The following is an 18649-nucleotide window of genomic DNA, read 5'->3' on the forward strand; positions in this document are numbered from 1 at the left end:
TCCAATAAAAAATAGAATGCAAGCGTTTGCCTAAAGTTTATGAAATTGAAATTTTTTCTCTTAAAATAATACTATTAATCAAAAATTATGGTTTAATAGTCTCCTTAAAACACAAAAAACCCACCCAATGGGCAGGTTTCATCTGTACTATTCAGCTTGATTAAGCTTTACCTTCTGAACCGAATACGTCGATACGTTCTTCAACTGATGCTTGGATAGCTTTTACACCGTCAGCCAAGAATTTACGTGGGTCGAAGAGTTTTTTCTTGTCGTATTCTGCTTCGTTTGCTTCGTAGTCACGAGCAAATTTACGAGTTGCGTTAGCGAATGCGATTTGGCATTCAGTGTTAACGTTAACTTTCGCAACACCAAGTTTGATAGCTGCTTGGATTTGCTCATCAGGAATACCTGATCCACCGTGCAATACGATTGGGAAGCCTGGAAGAGCTTCTGTCAATTTTTGCAAGTGGTCAAGGTCAAGACCTTCCCAGTTTGCTGGGTAAGGACCATGGATGTTACCGATACCAGCTGCCAAGAAGTCGATACCAGTTTCAACCATTGCTTTAGCGTCTTCGATTGGAGCCAATTCACCTTTACCGATGATTCCGTCTTCTTCACCACCGATAGTACCAACTTCAGCCTCTACTGAGATACCTTTAGCGTGTGCTTTTTCAACAACTTCTTTAGCCAATTTAAGGTTTTCTTCAACTGGAAGGTGTGAACCGTCAAACATGATTGAAGTGTAACCAACTTCGATACACTCAAGTGCATCTTCGTAGTGACCGTGGTCAAGGTGGATAGCTACTGGTACAGTGATACCCATTGATTCAACAAGGTTAGCGATCAAGTTGCGAGCAACTTTGTAGCCACCCATGTATTTAGCAGCACCCATTGAAGTTTGGATCAAAACTGGAGCTTTTTTAGCTTCTGCTGCGCGCAAGATAGCTTGAGTCCACTCAAGGTTGTTTGTGTTAAATCCACCAACTGCATAACCGTTGTCACGAGCTGCTTGGACAAATTTTTCTGCTGAAACGATTGCCATTTTATCAGGCCTCCTGTATATTTTTATGGGTCATCCCATTTACATTGTTCATTTTATCACTTTTTGACAAAAAAATCTAGTTTTTCCCGTAGTTTCGATTGAATTTCTTCTAGCTTCCTCTATGTAAACCCTTTCTCTCCCTAGTCTTGGGCGACTTTTGGAAAAACTATAAAGAAGGTTAAACGATTCTCCTGCACCTCGAAACGATAAGCTAATTTTTCATGTTCTAATAGACTCTTGACCACAAAGAGTCCCATCCCAGACCCCTTGGTCTTGCGACTAGCATTGTCAGAAAAAGATTGGGCTAGTTTTTCTTGTTCTTCTGGACTACAGCTATTTTCTATAAAAAGTTCCCCTTCTCTTTCTCCAATGCGAACCAAGCCACCTGGAACAGAGTGCTTGATGGCATTGCTGATAAGGTTAGACAGAATCAATTTCATAACTGATGGGTTTAGATAAGCCTGCTGATGGGACAAGCTATTATCAATCTGAAGCTCTCTTTCCTTGGCTAGCAAGACATAATCCTTGACTAGACTTTGCGTCATCTGGTGTAAGTCAATTTGTTCCCTATCATCTCGTAATTCTTGTACAGACGAGAGAGAAAGTATCTGGAGAACGTGGTGATTGAGCTCATCCACAATTCCTAAGGCAACTCCCAGATAGTGGTCTCTGTCCTTATAACGACCGACATTTTCTTTCATATTTTCAATCAAGATTTTGAGACTTGCCAGAGGTGTCTTCAATTCATGAGAAGCGCCCCGTAGGAATTCAACCTTCATCTTTTCCAGCTGGAGAATGGCTTCATTCTTGTCATGCAAGTCCGCAATGACAGTCAAAAGATGTTGGTAGAGGCTATTGATTTGTTCCTTGAGATCACCAATTTCGTCCTTAGAATCCACGCGCAAACGCACTTGGGCATCTAGCTCCATCATCCGACGGGTTACTCGCTTGATTTCCAAAATCGGTGCAACAATAGTCCGTGCATAAATATAGGCCACCAAGAGAGAAATTAGAAAGGATGTCAGCAAGGTGTAGGGGAGAAATTGGAGACTGATTTGCTCTGCTTCCTTTTGCAAATCCACGGAAGCTAAAAATTGCAGAGTCATGGTGCTACCATCTTGCGTTTTCACCTCGCGCTCCTCGATAAAGAGAGAGGTTGTCTGGCGGTCTGTATCCAGAGGAAAACTGTCCTTGACTTCTAACTTGTCCTCGGTCATCTCGCCCTTGACCGCCCCTTTGATCTCACTAGTCTGGGAATACAAGTCTAAGACTTGCTCGATACTTTGCCTATCCTTTCCTTCTAGGGACTGGGCAATAGCTGTCGCTTTCTGACCAATGGTTTCCTGACGGTGGCTCAGATAAGTCGAGGGAAAGAGAAAATAAATAGCTAAATGAAGGCAGATAACCAGAACACTAAAAATCGAGAAGGTGTAGATAAATATCTTTGTAAATAAACCTGTTCGTTTCATTTTCGCTCCAATTTATAACCAACATTGCGCACAGTGAGGATGCAGTCCAAGCCTAGCTTTTTCCGCAGTTCCTTGATATAAACATCAATGACACGGTCAAAGGGAACCTCATCTGTCGCTTTCCAGACGGCATCAATAATCTGAGAACGAGTCAAGGCCCGTCCTTCATTTTTCACCAGGTAGTCCAGAATTTCTAACTCTTTGGCATTGATAGCCACTTCTTGACCTGCTAGGCTGGCACTGTAGCTCTCAAAATCCACCCTGGCATCTTTATAGGAGAAGATTCGTCCTGTATCATAATAGCGCTTGAAAATCGCGTCCACTCTCACTTTTAAGAGGGAGAGGGAGAAGGGTTTTTCCAGATAGCCATCTGCCAGAGAGGCAAAGGCACTCATTTTGTATTCCTCATCTTGAAAGGCTGTCAACATCAAGACAGGAACCTGACTGCTTTTACGAATCTCAGCTAGGACTTCCAGACCATTGAGCTTGGGCATCTGGATATCTAGTAAAACTAAGGCCACCTCATAGCTGGAAAATTTTTCTAAGGCTTCCTCACCGTCCGTTGCTTCAATGGTTTCATAACCACAATCCGTCAAATAGTCACTGACCCCCTCACGGATCATCTCTTCATCTTCTACAATTAAAATTTTCATAGAAAAAACGTTTCACATTCCTTTAAATTTCTTGTAAATCTTCTCTGTTTCATCCTGATAGGAAGAGTCCTTATCAAGACAAAACAGATAAAAATGCTACCTATATTATACCCCATTTAGGGGAGAATAGGTAGCAAGTTTGTTATTCACTATCCAGCAAGAGCTCTTTTGGTTGTTTTCTAAGGAGATTGCTTGAAGCAAGCGCCATAACGAGAACCACTAGAACCAAGGCAAGGACAAAGACGATGATAAAATCTGATGTCTGAATAGAAATATCTAAGCTCGACAAGGTTTTACTAAAACCATCTACTTCTGCACCACCACCAAGGTTAGAGGCTTGAGCAGCCTTGCTGGCTTGCTTGGCAACACCTGAAGTGACATTGGCAAGAACAGTATTTCCGATTGTACGCGCTGTGTAAGTAGCTAAGAAGTAAGCAGAAACAAGAGCAGGGATGGCAATCAAGATGGATTCAGTGATGAATTGACCCAAGATACTTGCCTGCTTGAGACCAATAGAGAGGAGAATACCCACTTCCTTGCGACGGGCATTGATCCAAAGGCTGAGCAAGAGGGCAAGGAGAAGAACTGAGAAACTCAAGCTACCCCAGAAGAGGAGATTGGCCATCTTGTACATACCAGAGATGGATTGCTCAAGAGCTGGGTAGTTAGAGGAGCTCTTCACAAGTGTGTAGCTCTTCCAGTTGATACCACTGATGCCATTCAACTCTTTCATAACATCATCCAAGTTCTTGTCCGCTGTTACAAAGAAGGTTGCGTCCCCATAAATAGCTGTGTCTTCTGTGTATCCATAAAGTTTTGCAGCAGTGTGAATGTCTGTGATAGCTGTATTTTCATAGAGTTCTTGTGAGTAGGTTACTGCTGACTTATTATGACCATCAAAGAGTCCCTTGATTGTCACTTCGACTGTTTCCTTGGCACCTTTTTCATTATCAGCATCATAGATATTGGAGTCCAGTTTGACCTTATCGCCGACTTTCCAGCCGTGTTTGGCCGCCAAATCCTTGTGCAGGAGAATCTTATCCTTGTCGTCATTTGTTAGGTGCTCACCTTCGACCAGCTTATAAGATCCGGAGACAAACTTGTCTTCTTTAGAGGAGTCATTGACACCTGTAATCATCAAGCTGCTTCCAAAATGTTTAGCACGGTCAGGTGTTAGATTTTTCTTGGTATCTGGCGTTTCGATAAGTTCATATCCAGTCAAATCTCCGATAGCATTGATGCGTTTCACATAAGACTCGATGGCCTTATTTTCGGTGATTTTTTTGATATCTTCACCCTTGATATTCCCAGCACCACGTGGCGTACCTTGATTGACGCGACGATTGATTTGCATGGAGAAGCTATTGGTGATATTTTTAAAGGTCTCCTGAGAAGCCTTGGCAGTAGCTCCCTTGATTGACAAGCCGACCAAACTCAAGCTCGCCATGAGGAGAATAATCAGGAAGATGACAATCGATTTGAAAAACTTCCTTGTAACATAGGCAAATGCGTTGTGTAACATAGGTTTCCTTTCTAGATTTTGTTTTATTTTATAGTTCTAATACTCAATGAAAATCAAAAAGCAAACTAGGAAGCTAGCCGTAAGCTGTACTTGAGTACGGTAAGGCGACGCTGACGTGGTTTGAATTTGATTTTCGAAGAGTATAACTGAAAAAGCTCATATTATTTCGTCGTATTGCGAGTTTCAGTCAGTTTCTTGTCCTTCAACTCAAGTGTAATATCTGACGCTTGCGCCACTTCTTTACTATGCGTAACGACAATTACACATTTACCTGTTTTCTCGGCAAGTGATTTGAGCAATTCGACAATATCTCCAGCAGTTTTAGGGTCCAGATTTCCCGTTGGCTCATCCGCTAGAATAACTGGAGCTTCTGATACCAAACTACGAGCAATGGCAACACGTTGCTGTTGACCACCTGATAACTGGAGAACATTCCGCTTGATCTGACTTTCATCCAAACCAAGCTCAAGCAGTGTATCCTTGCTTGCCTTTTTATTGACCAAGCGGATATTTTCCAGTGGAGAAAGATAATCTATCAAGTTATAATTTTGAAATACCAAGGAAATATGGTGCATGCGATGGTAAGAATAGCCCTTCTTACGAATATCCTCTCCTTGAAAAAGGATAGAACCTTCAACAGGACTATCTAGACCAGCAAGGAGGGACAAGAGAGTAGATTTTCCTGCTCCTGACTCACCAATGATACTGTAAAATTTCCCGGGTTCAAAATTATAATTGATCTGATATAGGACTGCTTCAGCAGTGTTCTTATAACGGTAGGTAACATCTTGTAATTGTAATAAAGTCATGATTTCTCCTTCTTAACTAATAGATGATAAAATTTCTTTCGGCGATTTTCTAAATAAGAATAGGAAACAAAGGGCTACAGATAAACAACTAAGCAGAACTAGAAAAACATAGGATTCTGCAAAAGATAGGATGCTGGTTGATAGACTGCTTGCTTTGGCTAGCGTGTCTTGTAAGACTGCCTGATCTCCACTTGCTAGGACAGTTTGGAGCAGATAGGATGTAATGGCATTTCCAGCGATAAAGGATGGAAGCAAAGCTCCGAGAGATACCAAAACTACCTCTAAACAGAACTGTAGGAAGATCGAACTCTTGCCTTTTCCAAGTGCCAGTAAAATCCCTACTTCGTAGACCCTTTCTCTCAACCAAAGAGACAAGACCAAAATTAAGGCTCCTGCTCCTGCTATCAACATTCCATAAAGGAAGATGGTCAGAAAGGTTTGGAAGGTAGCAACTGAGTCTTTGATTTGTTCAAAAGCCTTGTTTTCCTTTTCGACTTGATAGCCTTGATTTCCCAAGACCAAGTTTTCCACCTGCTTCATGAGTCCGTCCATTTCCTTAGGATTTTCTACATAGAAGCGAGCTGCACTGACTAGAGATTCACCATTTCCCAAAAGGCTTTGGCTACTTTCATAGTCTGTAAAAACCTGGTTTTCACTGAAGTCAGAAGACAAGCCTGTAAATTTCTCTTGTTTTTTACCAGAGAAGATTCCGACGATTTCAAACTCGACAGTTTGTCCTTTGCCAGCTTCTGACTGACTAGCATCTAAGGTAATCTTGTCATGAAGCGAAAGACCGTTCTTCTTAGCCAACTCTTCGTGGACCAGGATTTTCTTGGAATCCCCTTTTTGAAGGTGTCGCCCTTCTTTCAGATTGAAAGCCGAGCTGGTAAAGGTAACATCCTTGGATGAATCCTCTAGAGCCGTTAAGCTAACCAAGTTCTTGTCCGCAGCTGACAAATCATCACGTTCAACACTCTGCTCGCCACTCACCGCTTCCTTGTCTTTCAGTTTTGCGACCGTCTCGAGTTCAGGAGAGATATTTTCCAGCCCCTTAATCTTGCTGACAGATGCTAGGTCCGATAACTTGAAGGTTTGACCATTTTCTATCTTCTTAATAGAAAAAGAGGTATTGAGTGATTTATAAAGATTGGTTTCCACTGTTTTGTTGGACTTCATCAGCGTCAAACAGGCTGAAATTCCTGCTAAAAGAACAAATAAAATCAGAAATAAAATAAAACTTCTCAGTCGTTTTCTGCTGACATAAGCCCAAGCTCTTTGGATTGGATTCATTTGTCACCTCCATATTTGTAAGACTATTATAAAATCCAAATATGAAATGTTTATGAAATACAAAAAAAGAGCCAAAATTTTTTGCTCTACTTGAATTATATGAAAAAAGAGCTAGCCTAGGCTAACTCTTATCCTATGCGGAGAGAGGGACTTGAACCCTCACGACCTAAAGCGGTCACAGGATCCTTAGTCCTGCGCGTCTGCCAATTCCGCCATCCCCGCGTCGATTACTTTACTAGTATATCAACTTTTAGGATGCTTGTCAACACTTTTTTTCAAAATTTTTCATTTCATCAACCAAATTACTCTGAAATTTCATTTAGATTTTCATCTACTAACTTGGCTCCGAGTGTATTTTTGAAATGACCTAAGGCAAATTGATGATTTTCAGACCAGATAGATGCAACAGCTGGTTTAACAATCTCGATATCATATCCTAGATTATAGGCATCTATAGCTGTATGCAGGACACAGATATCCGTCAAGACTCCTGTTAAGATAACTGTAGAAATTCGACGCTCTCTCAAGCGGATATCTAGGTCAGTCCCTGAAAAAGCTGAGTAATGGCGTTTATCCATCCAAAAGACACGACTGTCTGAACCATGCTCTTGATAAAAGTTCCCCAAATCTCCGTATAAATTCCGTCCACTAGTCCCAATCAAATTGTGAGGAGGAAATAGCTTGCTTTCTGGATGGAAACAATCGTTTTCTTCATGAGCATCTATTGTAAAGAAGATGTAATCTCCTCGTTCAAAAGCTAATCGAGTTACCTTGCTGATGGCATCCGAAATCGCCTGAGCTGGAGCGCCTGCTGTCAGCTTCCCACTATCAGCAACAAAATCTTCTGTATAGTCAATCGAAATTAAAGCCTTAGTCATTAGTAATCTCTTTTCTTCACTTCTTCAAAAATATCTGAAATCAAGACCTTAAGATAGGTTCCCTTCATTCCAAGTGAGCGACTTTCAATAATCCCTGCAGACTCAAGTTTACGAAGGGCATTGACAATCACAGAGCGAGTGATCCCGATACGATCTGCAATCACTGACGCAGTCAACTGACCTTCATTTCCATTTAATTCCCCTAAAATGGCTGAAACAGCACGGAGTTCGGAGTAAGAAAGGGTATTAACCGCCATGGTAACAGCAGTACGGCGACGGATATTTTTCTCATCTTCTTCACGTTGGAAATTAAGGAGTTGAATCCCAACCACGGTACTCGCAATCTCAACAAGAATCAAATCCTCGTCTTCGAATTTTTTATCATTGCGCCAAATAATCAAAGAACCAAGGCGAATCCCTGATACATGAATCGGTGCAATGGTCGTCAAACCATCTGGAAAGTCGGCACGACTTTCCACAGGGAAAATACTCAAATCATGATCAACTGTCAGATTGGCTTCTGTATCGTAAATCATGTTCGCACCTTGAATATAGTCATCAGGGAAAATCTTAGTCTGGAAGAACTGCTCTACACGATCTGTATTGGTTTTGTAACGCATGAAATAACCAAGGAGACGTCCCTTGCTATTAACGATACAGGCGTTACAGTCAATAATATCTGCCAATTGACGGGTAATCGCATTGTAGGGAAGCTCTTCCTGCAACTGCTCGTCTGAGCGCTTCAGGATAGAAGTAATTTTTCTAGTTTTTTCTAATAAATGTGCCATTTTTCACCTCGAATTTAATCGCTATCATTATAACATAAACAGCTTGAATTTTCAATTATTATCTGAAAATTGCTTATTTAATTGCAATTTGAAAAAACAAGAATATTTTTAATTAAATTGCTTCTTTTCTATTGACAAGCTCCCTATTTTTGTGTATTATAATATCACAAGAAGATAATATATCTATTTTATTTATCTTTCTTTTCCATTCGGTCTCCTTATATAAAAAAGCGATTCATTTTGAACCGCTTTTTCTTATTTATCGCCCTTGTTACGAATAACAAAGCCTGTTTGCTTTTCACTTGAAGTATTGCGTGGTTTTTTATTATCCTTACGGTAACGTTTTTCCTTATCAAAACGATCATTGCCACGACTTCCTTTTTTGAAATCATCACGACGACCACGACGGTTGTCTCCACGGCGATTATCACGACGGTCATCTCCACGACGACCTCCCTTAGCTTTACCACCGAAGCCATTACCTGATGGTTTAAATGGCAGTGGTTTTTCACGTGCAATCTCCACTTCAGGAAGGCTATCAGGATCTTGAACAGTCAGACTCAAGATATACATTGCCAATTCTTCTGGAGTAAATTCGGCAGCTAGCTTACGAGCATCCTTACCAAATTTCTCAAAGTTGGCACGGATAGTCTCATCTGCAAAATCACGTTCGATTTTCTTGAGAGCTACGTGTTTTTTTGCTTGGAAGGCTTCTTCTGCACTTGCAGGTTTGAGACCTTTCATACGTTTCTTAGTCAAGTTTTCAATGATTTGAAGGTAGCCCATTTCATTTGGTGAAACGAAAGTAATAGACTGACCTGACTTACCAGCACGACCTGTACGACCGATACGGTGAACATAACTTTCAGGATCTTGTGGAATATCGTAGTTATAGACATGGGTCACACCTGAAATATCCAAGCCACGCGCTGCAACGTCTGTCGCAACCAAAACATCAAGATTGCCATTTTTAAAGTCACGAAGGACACGAAGACGTTTGTTTTGGTCCAAATCACCATGAATTCCTTCTGCACGGAAACCACGGATTTTCAAACCACGAGTCAATTCATCTACACGGCGTTTTGTACGACCAAATACGATAGCAAGCTCAGGCTGTTCCACATCCATAAGACGAGTCATGGTATCAAATTTTTCTTGCTCTTTAACTCGGATATAGTATTGGTCAACCAATTCTGTTGTCAATTCCTTAGCCGCAATCTTGACATGCTCAGGCTCTTTCATAAACTGAACACCGATACGTTTGATAGCATCCGGCATTGTTGCTGAGAAAAGTAAGGTTTGACGGCTTTCAGGGACACGGGAGATGATCGCTTCAATGTCTTCAAGGAAGCCCATGTTGAGCATTTCATCCGCTTCGTCAAGGATAAGTGTTTCAATGTCTTGTAATTTCAAGGCCTTGCGTTTAATCAAGTCCAAGAGACGACCAGGTGTTCCCACCACGATATGGGCACCAGATTTTAGAGCCTTAATTTGTTTTTCAATGCTTGATCCGCCATATACTGAACGGACTTTGACTCCCTTGCTACGACCAAAACGGAAGAGTTCTTCTTGACTTTGGACAGCAAGTTCACGTGTTGGAGCGATAACCAAAGCTTGGATGGTCGCTTCTTCTGTACGGATTTTTTCAAGGGTTGGCAAGCCAAAGGCTGCAGTTTTTCCTGTACCAGTCTGAGCTTGACCGATAACGTCCTTGCCTTCAAGGGCCAAGGGAATAGTTTGCTCTTGGATCGGACTGGCTTCTACAAAACCAGCTTTTTCAATCTCTGCTAGCAAATCAGCAGACAAGTTTAATTCATTAAATTTCACGTTATTCTTCTTTCTAAAGGTGGTGCGAAGCCACCCTATAGGGCTTAGTTTATACTTTTCTTTTTATGACGTATTTTCATATACTGGATATAAAATCGTGTTGCTTCTTTTCCACAAAAGAAAAGTACTGTTTTCTTTGCAACCTATCTAGTATAACACAAGAGAGAAGCAAAAGATAGCCTAATCCTTCGATAATGTTATGTAAACGATTTTTCTGAGAAAATGAGGCTATAATTTCCACTATTTCATAAACTTTTTTAAAGCGTAGCAGAATTGTGCAAAAGTTTTTTTCTTGTGCTAGAATGAAAATCGAATAGGAGGAACTCTAAATGTTAACTTATGATTTAATCGTTATCGGATTTGGTAAAGCTGGTAAAACACTAGCTGGTAAATTGGCTTCAGCTGGCAAAAAAGTTGCCCTCGTTGAACGTAGCAAAGCTATGTACGGTGGAACTTGTATCAACATCGGATGTATCCCAACTAAAACTTTGCTAGTTGCTGCTGAGAAAGACTTGTCTTTTGAAGAAGTGATTGCTACCAAAAACACTATCACTGGTCGCCTTAACGGTAAAAACTATGCGACTGTTGCTGGTACAGGTGTGGATATCTTTGATGCGGAAGCTCACTTCCTTTCAAATAAAGTCATCGAAATCCAAGCTGGTGATGAAAAGAAAGAACTGACCGCTGAAACAATCGTCATCAACACTGGTGCTGTTTCAAATGTCTTGCCAATTCCAGGACTTGCTACAAGCAAGAACGTCTTTGACTCAACAGGTATCCAAAACTTGGACAAATTGCCTGAAAAACTTGGAGTCCTTGGTGGTGGAAATATCGGTCTTGAATTTGCAGGTCTTTACAACAAACTTGGAAGCAAGGTTACAGTTCTAGATGCCTTGGATACTTTCCTTCCTCGTGCAGAACCTTCAATCGCTGCTCTTGCTAAACAATACATGGAAGAAGACGGTATTGAATTACTTCAAAACATCCGTACTACTGAAATCAAAAACGACGGTGACCAAGTGCTTGTCGTAACTGAAAACGAAACTTACCGTTTCGATGCCCTTCTCTACGCAACTGGACGCAAACCAAATGTAGAACCACTTCAACTTGAAAATACAGATATTGAACTAACTGAACGTGGTGCTATTAAAGTAGACAAACATTGTCAAACAAACGTTCCTGGTGTCTTTGCAGTTGGGGATGTCAACGGTGGCCTTCAATTTACTTACATTTCACTTGATGACTTCCGTGTTGTTTACAGCTATCTTGCTGGAGATGGCAGCTACACACTTGAAGACCGTCTCAATGTACCAAATACTATGTTCATCACACCTGCACTTTCACAAGTTGGTTTGACTGAAAGCCAAGCAGCTGATTTGAAACTTCCATACGCAGTGAAAGAAATTCCTGTTGCAGCCATGCCTCGTGGTCACGTAAATGGAGACCTTCGTGGAGCTTTCAAAGCTGTGGTTAATACTGAAACAAAAGAAATTCTTGGAGCAAGCATCTTCTCAGAAGGTTCTCAAGAAATCATCAACATCATCACTGTTGCTATGGACAACAAGATTCCTTACACTTACTTCACAAAACAAATCTTTACTCACCCAACCTTGGCTGAGAACTTGAATGACTTGTTTGCGATTTAAGTTGAGATTTAATCATATCTAACAGCCCTCTTCGGGCTGTTTTCATTTCTGCGAAATCTCATACTCTTCGAAAATCTCTTCAAACCACGTCAGCTTTATCTGCAACCTCAAAGCGGTGCTTTGAGCAACCTGCGGCTAGCTTCCTAGTTTGCTCTTTGATTTTCATTGAGTATCAAATCTGTCTTTTCCTTCTTTTATGATATAATAGAAACATGAAATTAAAAACTACTTTGGGCCTTCTTGCTGGGCGTTCTTCCCACTTCGTTTTAAGTCGTCTTGGCCGTGGAAGTACGCTTCCAGGAAAACTTGCCCTTCAATTTGATAAAGATATTTTACAAAACCTAGCTAAGAACTATGAAATTGTCGTAGTCACTGGAACCAACGGAAAAACCTTGACAACTGCCCTGACTGTCGACATTTTAAAAGAGGTTTATGGTCAAGTTCTGACCAACCCAAGCGGTGCCAACATGATCACAGGGATTGCAACAACTTTCCTGACTGCCAAATCTTCTAAAGCCGGAAAAAACATTGCCGTTCTAGAAATCGATGAAGCCAGTCTATCTCGTATCTGTGACTATATCCAGCCAAGCTTATTTGTTATCACCAATATCTTCCGTGACCAGATGGACCGCTATGGTGAGATTTACACAACTTATAAGATGATTTTGGATGCTATTCGTAAGGTACCTACGGCTACTGTTCTCCTCAATGGTGACAGTCCGCTTTTCTACAAGCCAGCAATTCCAAATCCTGTACAGTATTTTGGTTTTGACTTGGAAAAAGGCCCAGCCCAGCTGGCTCACTATAATACAGAAGGAATTCTCTGTCCTGACTGCCAAGGTATCCTCAAATATGAGCAGAATACCTATGCAAACTTGGGTGCCTATATCTGTGAAGGCTGTGGATGTAAACGTCCTGATCTCGACTATCGCTTGACAGAACTGGTTGAGTTAACCAACAATCGCTCTCGCTTTGTCATTGACGGACAAGAATACGGTATCCAAATCGGTGGTCTCTACAATATCTACAACGCCCTAGCTGCGGTTGCCATCGCCCGTTTTCTCGGCGCAGATTCACAACTCATCAAGCAAGGATTTGATAAGAGCCGTGCAGTCTTTGGACGCCAAGAAACCTTCCATATAGGTGACAAGGAATGCACCCTTGTCTTGATTAAAAATCCAGTCGGTGCAACCCAAGCTATCGAAATGATCAAACTAGCACCTTATCCATTTAGCCTATCTGTCCTCCTTAACGCTAACTATGCAGACGGTATTGACACAAGCTGGATTTGGGATGCGGACTTTGAACAAATCACTGATATGGACATTCCTGAAATCAACGCTGGTGGTGTCCGTCATTCTGAAATCGCTCGTCGTCTACGAGTAACAGGCTATCCAGCTGATAAAATCACTGAAACAAGTAGTCTGGAACAAGTTCTTAAGACCATTGAGAACCAAGACTGCAAGCATGCTTATATTCTGGCTACCTATACTGCTATGCTTGAATTCCGCGAACTGCTGGCTAGTCGTCAGATTGTTAGAAAGGAGATGAACTAATGGTTTATACTTCACTTTCCTCAAAAGATGGCATTTACCCTTATCAGCTCAACATTGCCCACCTCTATGGAAATCTCATGAATACTTATGGGGATAATGGAAACATCCTCATGCTCAAGTATGTGGCTGAAAAGCTGGGAGCCCATGTGACCGTTGACATCGTTTCTCTCCATGATGACTTTGACGAAAATCACTACGACATCGCCTTTTTCGGTGGCGGTCAAGACTTTGAACAAAGTATTATTGCAGACGACCTACCTGCTAAAAAAGAGAGCATTGACAACTACATCCAAAACGACGGTGTGGTTCTGGCTATCTGCGGTGGTTTCCAACTATTGGGTCAATATTATGTTGAAGCTTCAGGGAGACGTATCGAAGGGCTAGGTGTCATGGGCCACTACACGCTCAACCAGACCAATAACCGTTTTATCGGTGACATCAAGATTCATAATGAAGATTTCGATGAAACCTACTACGGATTTGAGAATCATCAGGGCCGCACCTTCCTCTCAGATGATCAAAAACCACTGGGACAGGTTGTCTATGGAAATGGAAACAACGAGGAAAAAGTCGGCGAAGGGGTTCATTATAAGAATGTCTTTGGTTCCTACTTCCACGGACCTATCCTATCTCGTAATGCCAATCTAGCTTATCGCCTAGTCACTACTGCCCTCAAGAAGAAATATGGTCAGGACATCCAACTCCCTGCCTATGAGGACATTCTCAGCCAAGAAATCGCTGAGGAATACAGCGACGTCAAAAGCAAAGCTGACTTTTCTTAAACAAAGTGAAACTATATCAAAGAACCCCGTTATCTTGTCGGAGTTCTTTTTTGTCTTTTCTTTTACCCTTCTCCCTTGCATTTTCTCTCATTTTTTGCCAAAATAGAGGGGTAGAAAGAAGGTAGCATATGTCTAAATTACAACAAATCGTAACATATCTTGAAACTGAAAAACTAGACGTCGCTGTCGTATCTGACCCCGTCACAATCAATTACCTCACTGGCTTTTACAGTGATCCCCATGAACGCCAAATGTTCCTTTTTGTCCTAGCGGATCAGGAACCTCTCCTCTTTGTCCCAGCCCTTGAGGTTGAGCGTGCAAGCAGCACTGTTTCCTTCCCAGTTGTGGGCTATGTGGACTCTGAAAATCCATGGCAAAAAATGAAACATGCTCTTCCACAACTTGACTTCAAACGTGTCGCTGTTGAGTTTGACAATCTCATCTTGACAAAATATCATGGTTTAAAAACCGTTTTTGAAACTGCTGAGTTTGAAAACCTCACACCTCGTATCCAACGCATGCGCCTCATCAAATCAGCTGATGAAGTGCAAAAAATGATGGTTGCAGGTCTCTATGCGGACAAGGCTGTTAATGTTGGATTTGACAATATTTCTCTTGATAAGACTGAGACAGATATCATCGCCCAAATTGACTTTGCTATGAAGCGTGAAGGTTATGAAATGAGTTTTGATACCATGGTCTTGACTGGTGATAATGCTGCAAATCCACACGGTATTCCAGCAGCAAACAAAGTTGAAAATAACGCCCTTCTCCTCTTTGACCTGGGTGTTCTAGTCAACGGCTATGCTTCAGATATGACCCGTACAGTCGCTGTCGGTAAACCTGACCAATTCAAGAAAGACATTTACAACTTGACTCTGGAAGCCCAACAAGCTGCTCTTGACTTTATCAAACCAGGTGTGACTGCCCATGAAGTGGACCGCGCTGCCCGTGAGGTCATCGAAAAATCTGGTTACGGTGAGTACTTCAACCACCGTCTTGGTCATGGTATCGGTATGGATGTCCACGAATTCCCATCTATCATGGAAGGAAACGACATGGTCATCGAAGAAGGCATGTGCTTCTCTGTTGAACCGGGTATCTATATCCCTGGTAAAGTCGGTGTTCGTATTGAAGACTGCGGTGTTGTTACCAAGGACAGCTTCGACCTCTTTACAAGCACCAGCAAAGACTTGCTTTATTTTGATTAATATTCATCTAATACTCAATGAAAATCAAAGAGCAAACTAGGAAACTAGCCGCAGGTTGCTCAAAACACTGTTTTGAGGTTGTAGATAAGACTGATGAAGTCAGTAACCATATCTACGGCAAGACGATGTTGACGCGGTTTGAAGAGATTTTTGAAGAGTATAAAATCTTCCCACAATAAAACGCATAGTATCAAGTTTTCAACACCTGATACTATGCGTTTTTCTTATTTGAAAGACTTTTGACTCAGTCTCTTTACTTAATCTTCTTGATACTTTGACTAAGAATAAATCCTACAATCATCCCTACTATATTTTGCATGAAATTTGGTAGAATTTCTGGTAGGGCTGATGCCCAGCCATTCATCAAAGTAGAACCCAAGGCGTAACCCCCTACCATGGCAATCGTTGCTAAGATAAGGCCTAACCACTGAGTTTTTCCTTTAAATCCTGCGAAAAATCCCTGCAAGCCATGGTTGACCAAGCTAAAGAACATCCACTGAGGATAGCCTGATAAGAGGTCAATCAAGAAACCTGCTAGTCCTCCGACTACAGCCCCTTCGCGACTACCAAAGTAGAAGGCCGTAAAGAAGACACCCGCATCTAAAAGAGTTAGAATGCCTGTCGGTGTTGGAATTTTTAAGAAATAACCTAAAACCACAGAGAGGGCGGTTAATAGGGATACAAGGGCGATTTTAGTTGTTTTGGTTTGCTTCATATTGTCTTACTCCATACTGATCTGCTTGTGCAATGGCACGGTAAACGAAAGCCTTAGAGCTTTCTACTGCTGGTAAAAGTTCATCACCTTTAAGCAAGTGACTGGCAATGCTAGAAGCAAAGGTACAACCTGCACCAGCATTTTGCCCTTGGATGACAGGATTTTCTAGGACCGTAAAGTTTTGTCCATCATAAAAGACATCTACAGCCTTGTCCTGACTAAGGCGATTGCCTCCCTTGATAATGACTGCTGGCGCTCCTAAGTCATGCAATTTCTGTGCTGCAGTTTTCATATCTTCAAGGGTTTTAATCTCTTGATCTGCTAATAATTCTGCTTCAGGAAGATTAGGCGTAATCACACTGACATGAGGGAAAAAGCGAATCAATTCTTGACAGAGCTCACTTACAGCTACATCATGCGTTTCCTTGCAGACCAAGACAGGATCCAATACCACAGGCACTCCTGGACGTTGCTTGATAAAGTCCAATGCCTTCTCAGCTACACTGACAGTTGGTAGAAGACCGATCTTAATCCCTGCAAATTCCACATCACGCAAGCTATCTAATTCATGTTGAAAAATGGTATCGTCAGTTGGAAAAACTTCAAAGCCCTTTTCCGTCAAGGCTGTCAAACAAGTCACTGCTACAAAGCCATGCAAGCCGTTCAAAGTATAGGTAGCCAAATCAGCTGACAAACCACCACCACTAAAAATATCATTTCCAGAAAGTGCTAAAATACGATTATTCTTCATAACGAATCTCCTTTAAATACAAGCCATTTGGTGCCGCCGTGGGACCTGCAAGCTGCCTGTCCTTCTTCTCCAAGATGAGGTCAATCTGCTCTACCGGCATGCGGTTATTGCCGATTTTGAGCAGTGTCCCCACCATATTGCGAATCTGCTTATACAAGAAACCATTTCCTGAAAAGGTAAAGGTCAAAAACTGACCTGTCTCATCAACCCTAAGACTAGCTTCTGTGATGGTGCGAACCTTATCCTCTACACTAGTCCCAGAAGCTGTAAAACCGGTAAAATCATGGGTGCCCTCTAGCTTTTTGATTGCAATCTGCATCCGATCCACATCAAGCGGATAGGGAAAGTGAGTAGCATAGTGACGGCGCATAGGATTTTTGGGACGGCCCCTGTCTACGATAAACTCATAGGTCTTACTGTGCTTGGCATAACGGCAATGAAAATCATCCGCCACAAGCTCAATCGAAATCACATCAATATCTTCAGGGGACTGAGTGTCTAGAGCAAAACGGAGCTTTTCCTCATTCATCTGATAAGGCAGGTCAAAATGAATCACTTGTCCCAGGGCATGAACCCCACTATCTGTCCTACCAGCACCGTGAACAGTAATACCTTGCCCCTTATTTAACCTGGTCAAGGTTTTTTCAATTTCTTCCTGAACGCTACGCGCATGGGGCTGGCGCTGAAAGCCAGCAAAGGCGTAACCATCATAGGAAATAGTTGCTTTATATCTCGTCATAACTTCTATTTTATCAAGAAAATAATCTGTAAACAAGTTTCTAAATCAAATAGTGTCTGGGTACAAAATTCACAAAAAGAAAAACTTAGGAAACCAATCCTAAGCTCTCTTTTGAAGTAAGTACATGACAAAGATAGAAGTTACAATTAACCAAGATCCTAAGATTGCAAAGACCAACATACCATTGTGAGTCATCAAGCCAATTGCACCTAGAACAAATGGGGTCGTAAAGGCTCCAAAACTACAGCCTAAAACTGCAAATGAGGTTGCTTGATTGAGGAGTTTAGCTGGAATTCGTTCAGAGACAAGTTGAAAGACCGTCGTCAAGGCTACACTGTAGGCAAAGCCAGCCAGAATACTTCCTGCTACTACCACCCACAAGGATGGAGATAAGGCAATCACAATTTGCCCCAAACCAAAGGTAATACCGGACCAGAGGAGCAGTTTCTCTTTAAAGATAGAAATCAAGAAAGAAAAACTCACACCAGCCACAATCCCGATCAACTGCATGATACTAAGAACAAAACTAGATAACTGGGCATCTCCCAGTCCTCTTTCCACCATCAAACTTGGAATACGGATGGTAATAGCTGTATTGGTACAAACTACAACTGCCGCTTCAATAGCTAGGGTAAAAATCAAGCCTTTCATTTCTCGAGTTAAGCGACTTACTTCCTTCGCTTTTTTCTTGACTTCTTTCTTTTCCTTTCCATAAGGGACAAAGAGCAAATAAAGGGTCAGTACCAAAAATCCAGCACTATAGGCTAGGAAGGTAGCTGTCCAACCGAAGGCCAACAATTGGCCGACTGCCAAGGTAATGAGAGAAGCCCCAACGACCTCTGAAGAACCGCGTAATCCTAACATCTGAATTCGCGTTTTTCCTTGATAGCGTTCACTGATAATGGAAATGGCCTTGGCATTAATCATCCCAACACCCAAACCAAAAAGAATCCGTGTTCCAAAGACAAAGG

17 protein-coding genes and 1 tRNA gene are annotated in these 18649 nt (G+C 41.7%); 4 read left to right on the forward strand and 14 right to left on the reverse strand.

The window, feature by feature from the left end; translation table 11 throughout:
* Positions 1 to 160 precede the first annotated feature (160 nt).
* The 10 genes from PAN06_RS07805 to PAN06_RS07850 all read right to left on the reverse strand — a co-directional run bounded on the left by PAN06_RS07805 (position 161) and on the right by PAN06_RS07850 (position 10278).
* Positions 161 to 1042, reverse strand: coding sequence for a class II fructose-bisphosphate aldolase (locus PAN06_RS07805; protein WP_001019001.1), 882 nt, complete (start codon positions 1040 to 1042; stop codon positions 161 to 163).
* A 140-nt stretch (positions 1043 to 1182) separates the two neighbouring features.
* Positions 1183 to 2511, reverse strand: a complete 1329-nt coding sequence (gene vncS / locus PAN06_RS07810) for a sensor histidine kinase VncS (RefSeq protein WP_269796006.1) — start codon at positions 2509 to 2511, stop codon at positions 1183 to 1185.
* Positions 2508 to 3164 (reverse strand): response regulator transcription factor VncR, encoded by a 657-nt coding sequence (vncR, locus tag PAN06_RS07815; protein ID WP_125442903.1) that lies wholly within the window; start codon positions 3162 to 3164, stop codon positions 2508 to 2510. Before vncR ends, vncS begins: the two co-directional genes overlap by 4 nt.
* Positions 3165 to 3306: 142 nt before the next feature.
* Positions 3307 to 4686: an ABC transporter permease subunit Vex3 gene (vex3, locus tag PAN06_RS07820; RefSeq protein ID WP_269796007.1), complete on the reverse strand. Its 1380-nt coding sequence runs from the start codon at positions 4684 to 4686 to the stop codon at positions 3307 to 3309.
* A 161-nt stretch (positions 4687 to 4847) separates the two neighbouring features.
* Entirely contained in the window at positions 4848 to 5495 is a 648-nt protein-coding gene (vex2, locus tag PAN06_RS07825) for an ABC transporter ATP-binding subunit Vex2 (protein ID WP_024057461.1), read from the reverse strand.
* Between the two features lie 12 nt (positions 5496 to 5507).
* Positions 5508 to 6785 carry an ABC transporter permease gene (locus tag PAN06_RS07830; RefSeq protein WP_269796008.1) on the reverse strand — a complete coding sequence of 426 codons (1278 nt, stop codon included), beginning with the start codon at positions 6783 to 6785 and terminating at the stop codon, positions 5508 to 5510.
* A 136-nt stretch (positions 6786 to 6921) separates the two neighbouring features.
* Positions 6922 to 7007 (reverse strand) — tRNA-Leu (locus PAN06_RS07835).
* 80 nt (positions 7008 to 7087) lie between these two features.
* Complete coding sequence (locus PAN06_RS07840; protein WP_049552692.1) at positions 7088 to 7663, reverse strand: isochorismatase family cysteine hydrolase; 576 nt, start codon at positions 7661 to 7663, stop codon at positions 7088 to 7090.
* On the reverse strand, positions 7663 to 8451 hold the full coding sequence (gene codY / locus PAN06_RS07845; RefSeq protein WP_000940721.1) for a GTP-sensing pleiotropic transcriptional regulator CodY: 789 nt from the start codon (positions 8449 to 8451) through the stop codon (positions 7663 to 7665). Before codY ends, PAN06_RS07840 begins: the two co-directional genes overlap by 1 nt.
* Positions 8452 to 8706: 255 nt before the next feature.
* Positions 8707 to 10278, reverse strand: coding sequence for a DEAD/DEAH box helicase (locus PAN06_RS07850; RefSeq protein WP_269796009.1), 1572 nt, complete (start codon positions 10276 to 10278; stop codon positions 8707 to 8709).
* 329 nt (positions 10279 to 10607) lie between these two features.
* On the opposite strand from PAN06_RS07850, the gene PAN06_RS07855 reads away from it, so the two are divergent.
* From PAN06_RS07855 to PAN06_RS07870, 4 genes are all read left to right on the forward strand, one after another.
* Positions 10608 to 11924 (forward strand): FAD-containing oxidoreductase, encoded by a 1317-nt coding sequence (locus tag PAN06_RS07855; RefSeq protein WP_033682109.1) that lies wholly within the window; start codon positions 10608 to 10610, stop codon positions 11922 to 11924.
* 212 nt (positions 11925 to 12136) lie between these two features.
* A complete protein-coding gene (gene murT, locus PAN06_RS07860; RefSeq protein ID WP_269796010.1) occupies positions 12137 to 13480 on the forward strand; it encodes a lipid II isoglutaminyl synthase subunit MurT in 1344 nt (447 codons plus the stop codon).
* Positions 13480 to 14262: a lipid II isoglutaminyl synthase subunit GatD gene (gatD, locus tag PAN06_RS07865; protein ID WP_125442908.1), complete on the forward strand. Its 783-nt coding sequence runs from the start codon at positions 13480 to 13482 to the stop codon at positions 14260 to 14262. The genes murT and gatD overlap by 1 nt, the downstream gene beginning before the upstream one ends.
* 128 nt (positions 14263 to 14390) lie before the next feature.
* Entirely contained in the window at positions 14391 to 15473 is a 1083-nt protein-coding gene (locus tag PAN06_RS07870; protein WP_269796011.1) for a Xaa-Pro peptidase family protein, read from the forward strand.
* 253 nt (positions 15474 to 15726) lie between these two features.
* Here PAN06_RS07870 and PAN06_RS07875 read toward each other — a convergent pair whose 3' ends face one another.
* The 4 genes from PAN06_RS07875 to PAN06_RS07890 form a co-directional block, all read right to left on the reverse strand.
* Positions 15727 to 16188, reverse strand: coding sequence for an ECF transporter S component (locus tag PAN06_RS07875; RefSeq protein WP_201058324.1), 462 nt, complete (start codon positions 16186 to 16188; stop codon positions 15727 to 15729).
* Complete coding sequence (locus tag PAN06_RS07880; protein WP_094753450.1) at positions 16166 to 16939, reverse strand: bifunctional hydroxymethylpyrimidine kinase/phosphomethylpyrimidine kinase; 774 nt, start codon at positions 16937 to 16939, stop codon at positions 16166 to 16168. Before PAN06_RS07880 ends, PAN06_RS07875 begins: the two co-directional genes overlap by 23 nt.
* Positions 16929 to 17678, reverse strand: a complete 750-nt coding sequence (truA, locus tag PAN06_RS07885) for a tRNA pseudouridine(38-40) synthase TruA (RefSeq protein ID WP_269796012.1) — start codon at positions 17676 to 17678, stop codon at positions 16929 to 16931. Before truA ends, PAN06_RS07880 begins: the two co-directional genes overlap by 11 nt.
* Positions 17679 to 17777: 99 nt before the next feature.
* Positions 17778 to 18649 (reverse strand): MFS transporter (locus tag PAN06_RS07890; RefSeq protein WP_269796013.1); only part of this gene is annotated, 872 nt, incomplete at its 5' end.

It is taken from the genome of Streptococcus sp. SM3 (assembly GCF_027497875.1).

Coding starts and splice junctions, on each gene's coding strand:
- PAN06_RS07840 (WP_049552692.1), bottom strand. CDS start 7,663: ATGACTAAGGCTTTAATTTCGATTGACTATACAGAAGATTTTGTTGCT.
- vncS (WP_269796006.1), bottom strand. CDS start 2,511: ATGAAACGAACAGGTTTATTTACAAAGATATTTATCTACACCTTCTCG.
- PAN06_RS07805 (WP_001019001.1), bottom strand. CDS start 1,042: ATGGCAATCGTTTCAGCAGAAAAATTTGTCCAAGCAGCTCGTGACAAC.
- PAN06_RS07830 (WP_269796008.1), bottom strand. CDS start 6,785: ATGAATCCAATCCAAAGAGCTTGGGCTTATGTCAGCAGAAAACGACTG.
- PAN06_RS07855 (WP_033682109.1), top strand. CDS start 10,608: ATGTTAACTTATGATTTAATCGTTATCGGATTTGGTAAAGCTGGTAAA.
- codY (WP_000940721.1), bottom strand. CDS start 8,451: ATGGCACATTTATTAGAAAAAACTAGAAAAATTACTTCTATCCTGAAG.
- vex2 (WP_024057461.1), bottom strand. CDS start 5,495: ATGACTTTATTACAATTACAAGATGTTACCTACCGTTATAAGAACACT.
- vex3 (WP_269796007.1), bottom strand. CDS start 4,686: ATGTTACACAACGCATTTGCCTATGTTACAAGGAAGTTTTTCAAATCG.
- vncR (WP_125442903.1), bottom strand. CDS start 3,164: ATGAAAATTTTAATTGTAGAAGATGAAGAGATGATCCGTGAGGGGGTC.
- PAN06_RS07880 (WP_094753450.1), bottom strand. CDS start 16,939: ATGAAGAATAATCGTATTTTAGCACTTTCTGGAAATGATATTTTTAGT.
- truA (WP_269796012.1), bottom strand. CDS start 17,678: ATGACGAGATATAAAGCAACTATTTCCTATGATGGTTACGCCTTTGCT.
- PAN06_RS07870 (WP_269796011.1), top strand. CDS start 14,391: ATGTCTAAATTACAACAAATCGTAACATATCTTGAAACTGAAAAACTA.
- PAN06_RS07875 (WP_201058324.1), bottom strand. CDS start 16,188: ATGAAGCAAACCAAAACAACTAAAATCGCCCTTGTATCCCTATTAACC.
- gatD (WP_125442908.1), top strand. CDS start 13,480: ATGGTTTATACTTCACTTTCCTCAAAAGATGGCATTTACCCTTATCAG.
- murT (WP_269796010.1), top strand. CDS start 12,137: ATGAAATTAAAAACTACTTTGGGCCTTCTTGCTGGGCGTTCTTCCCAC.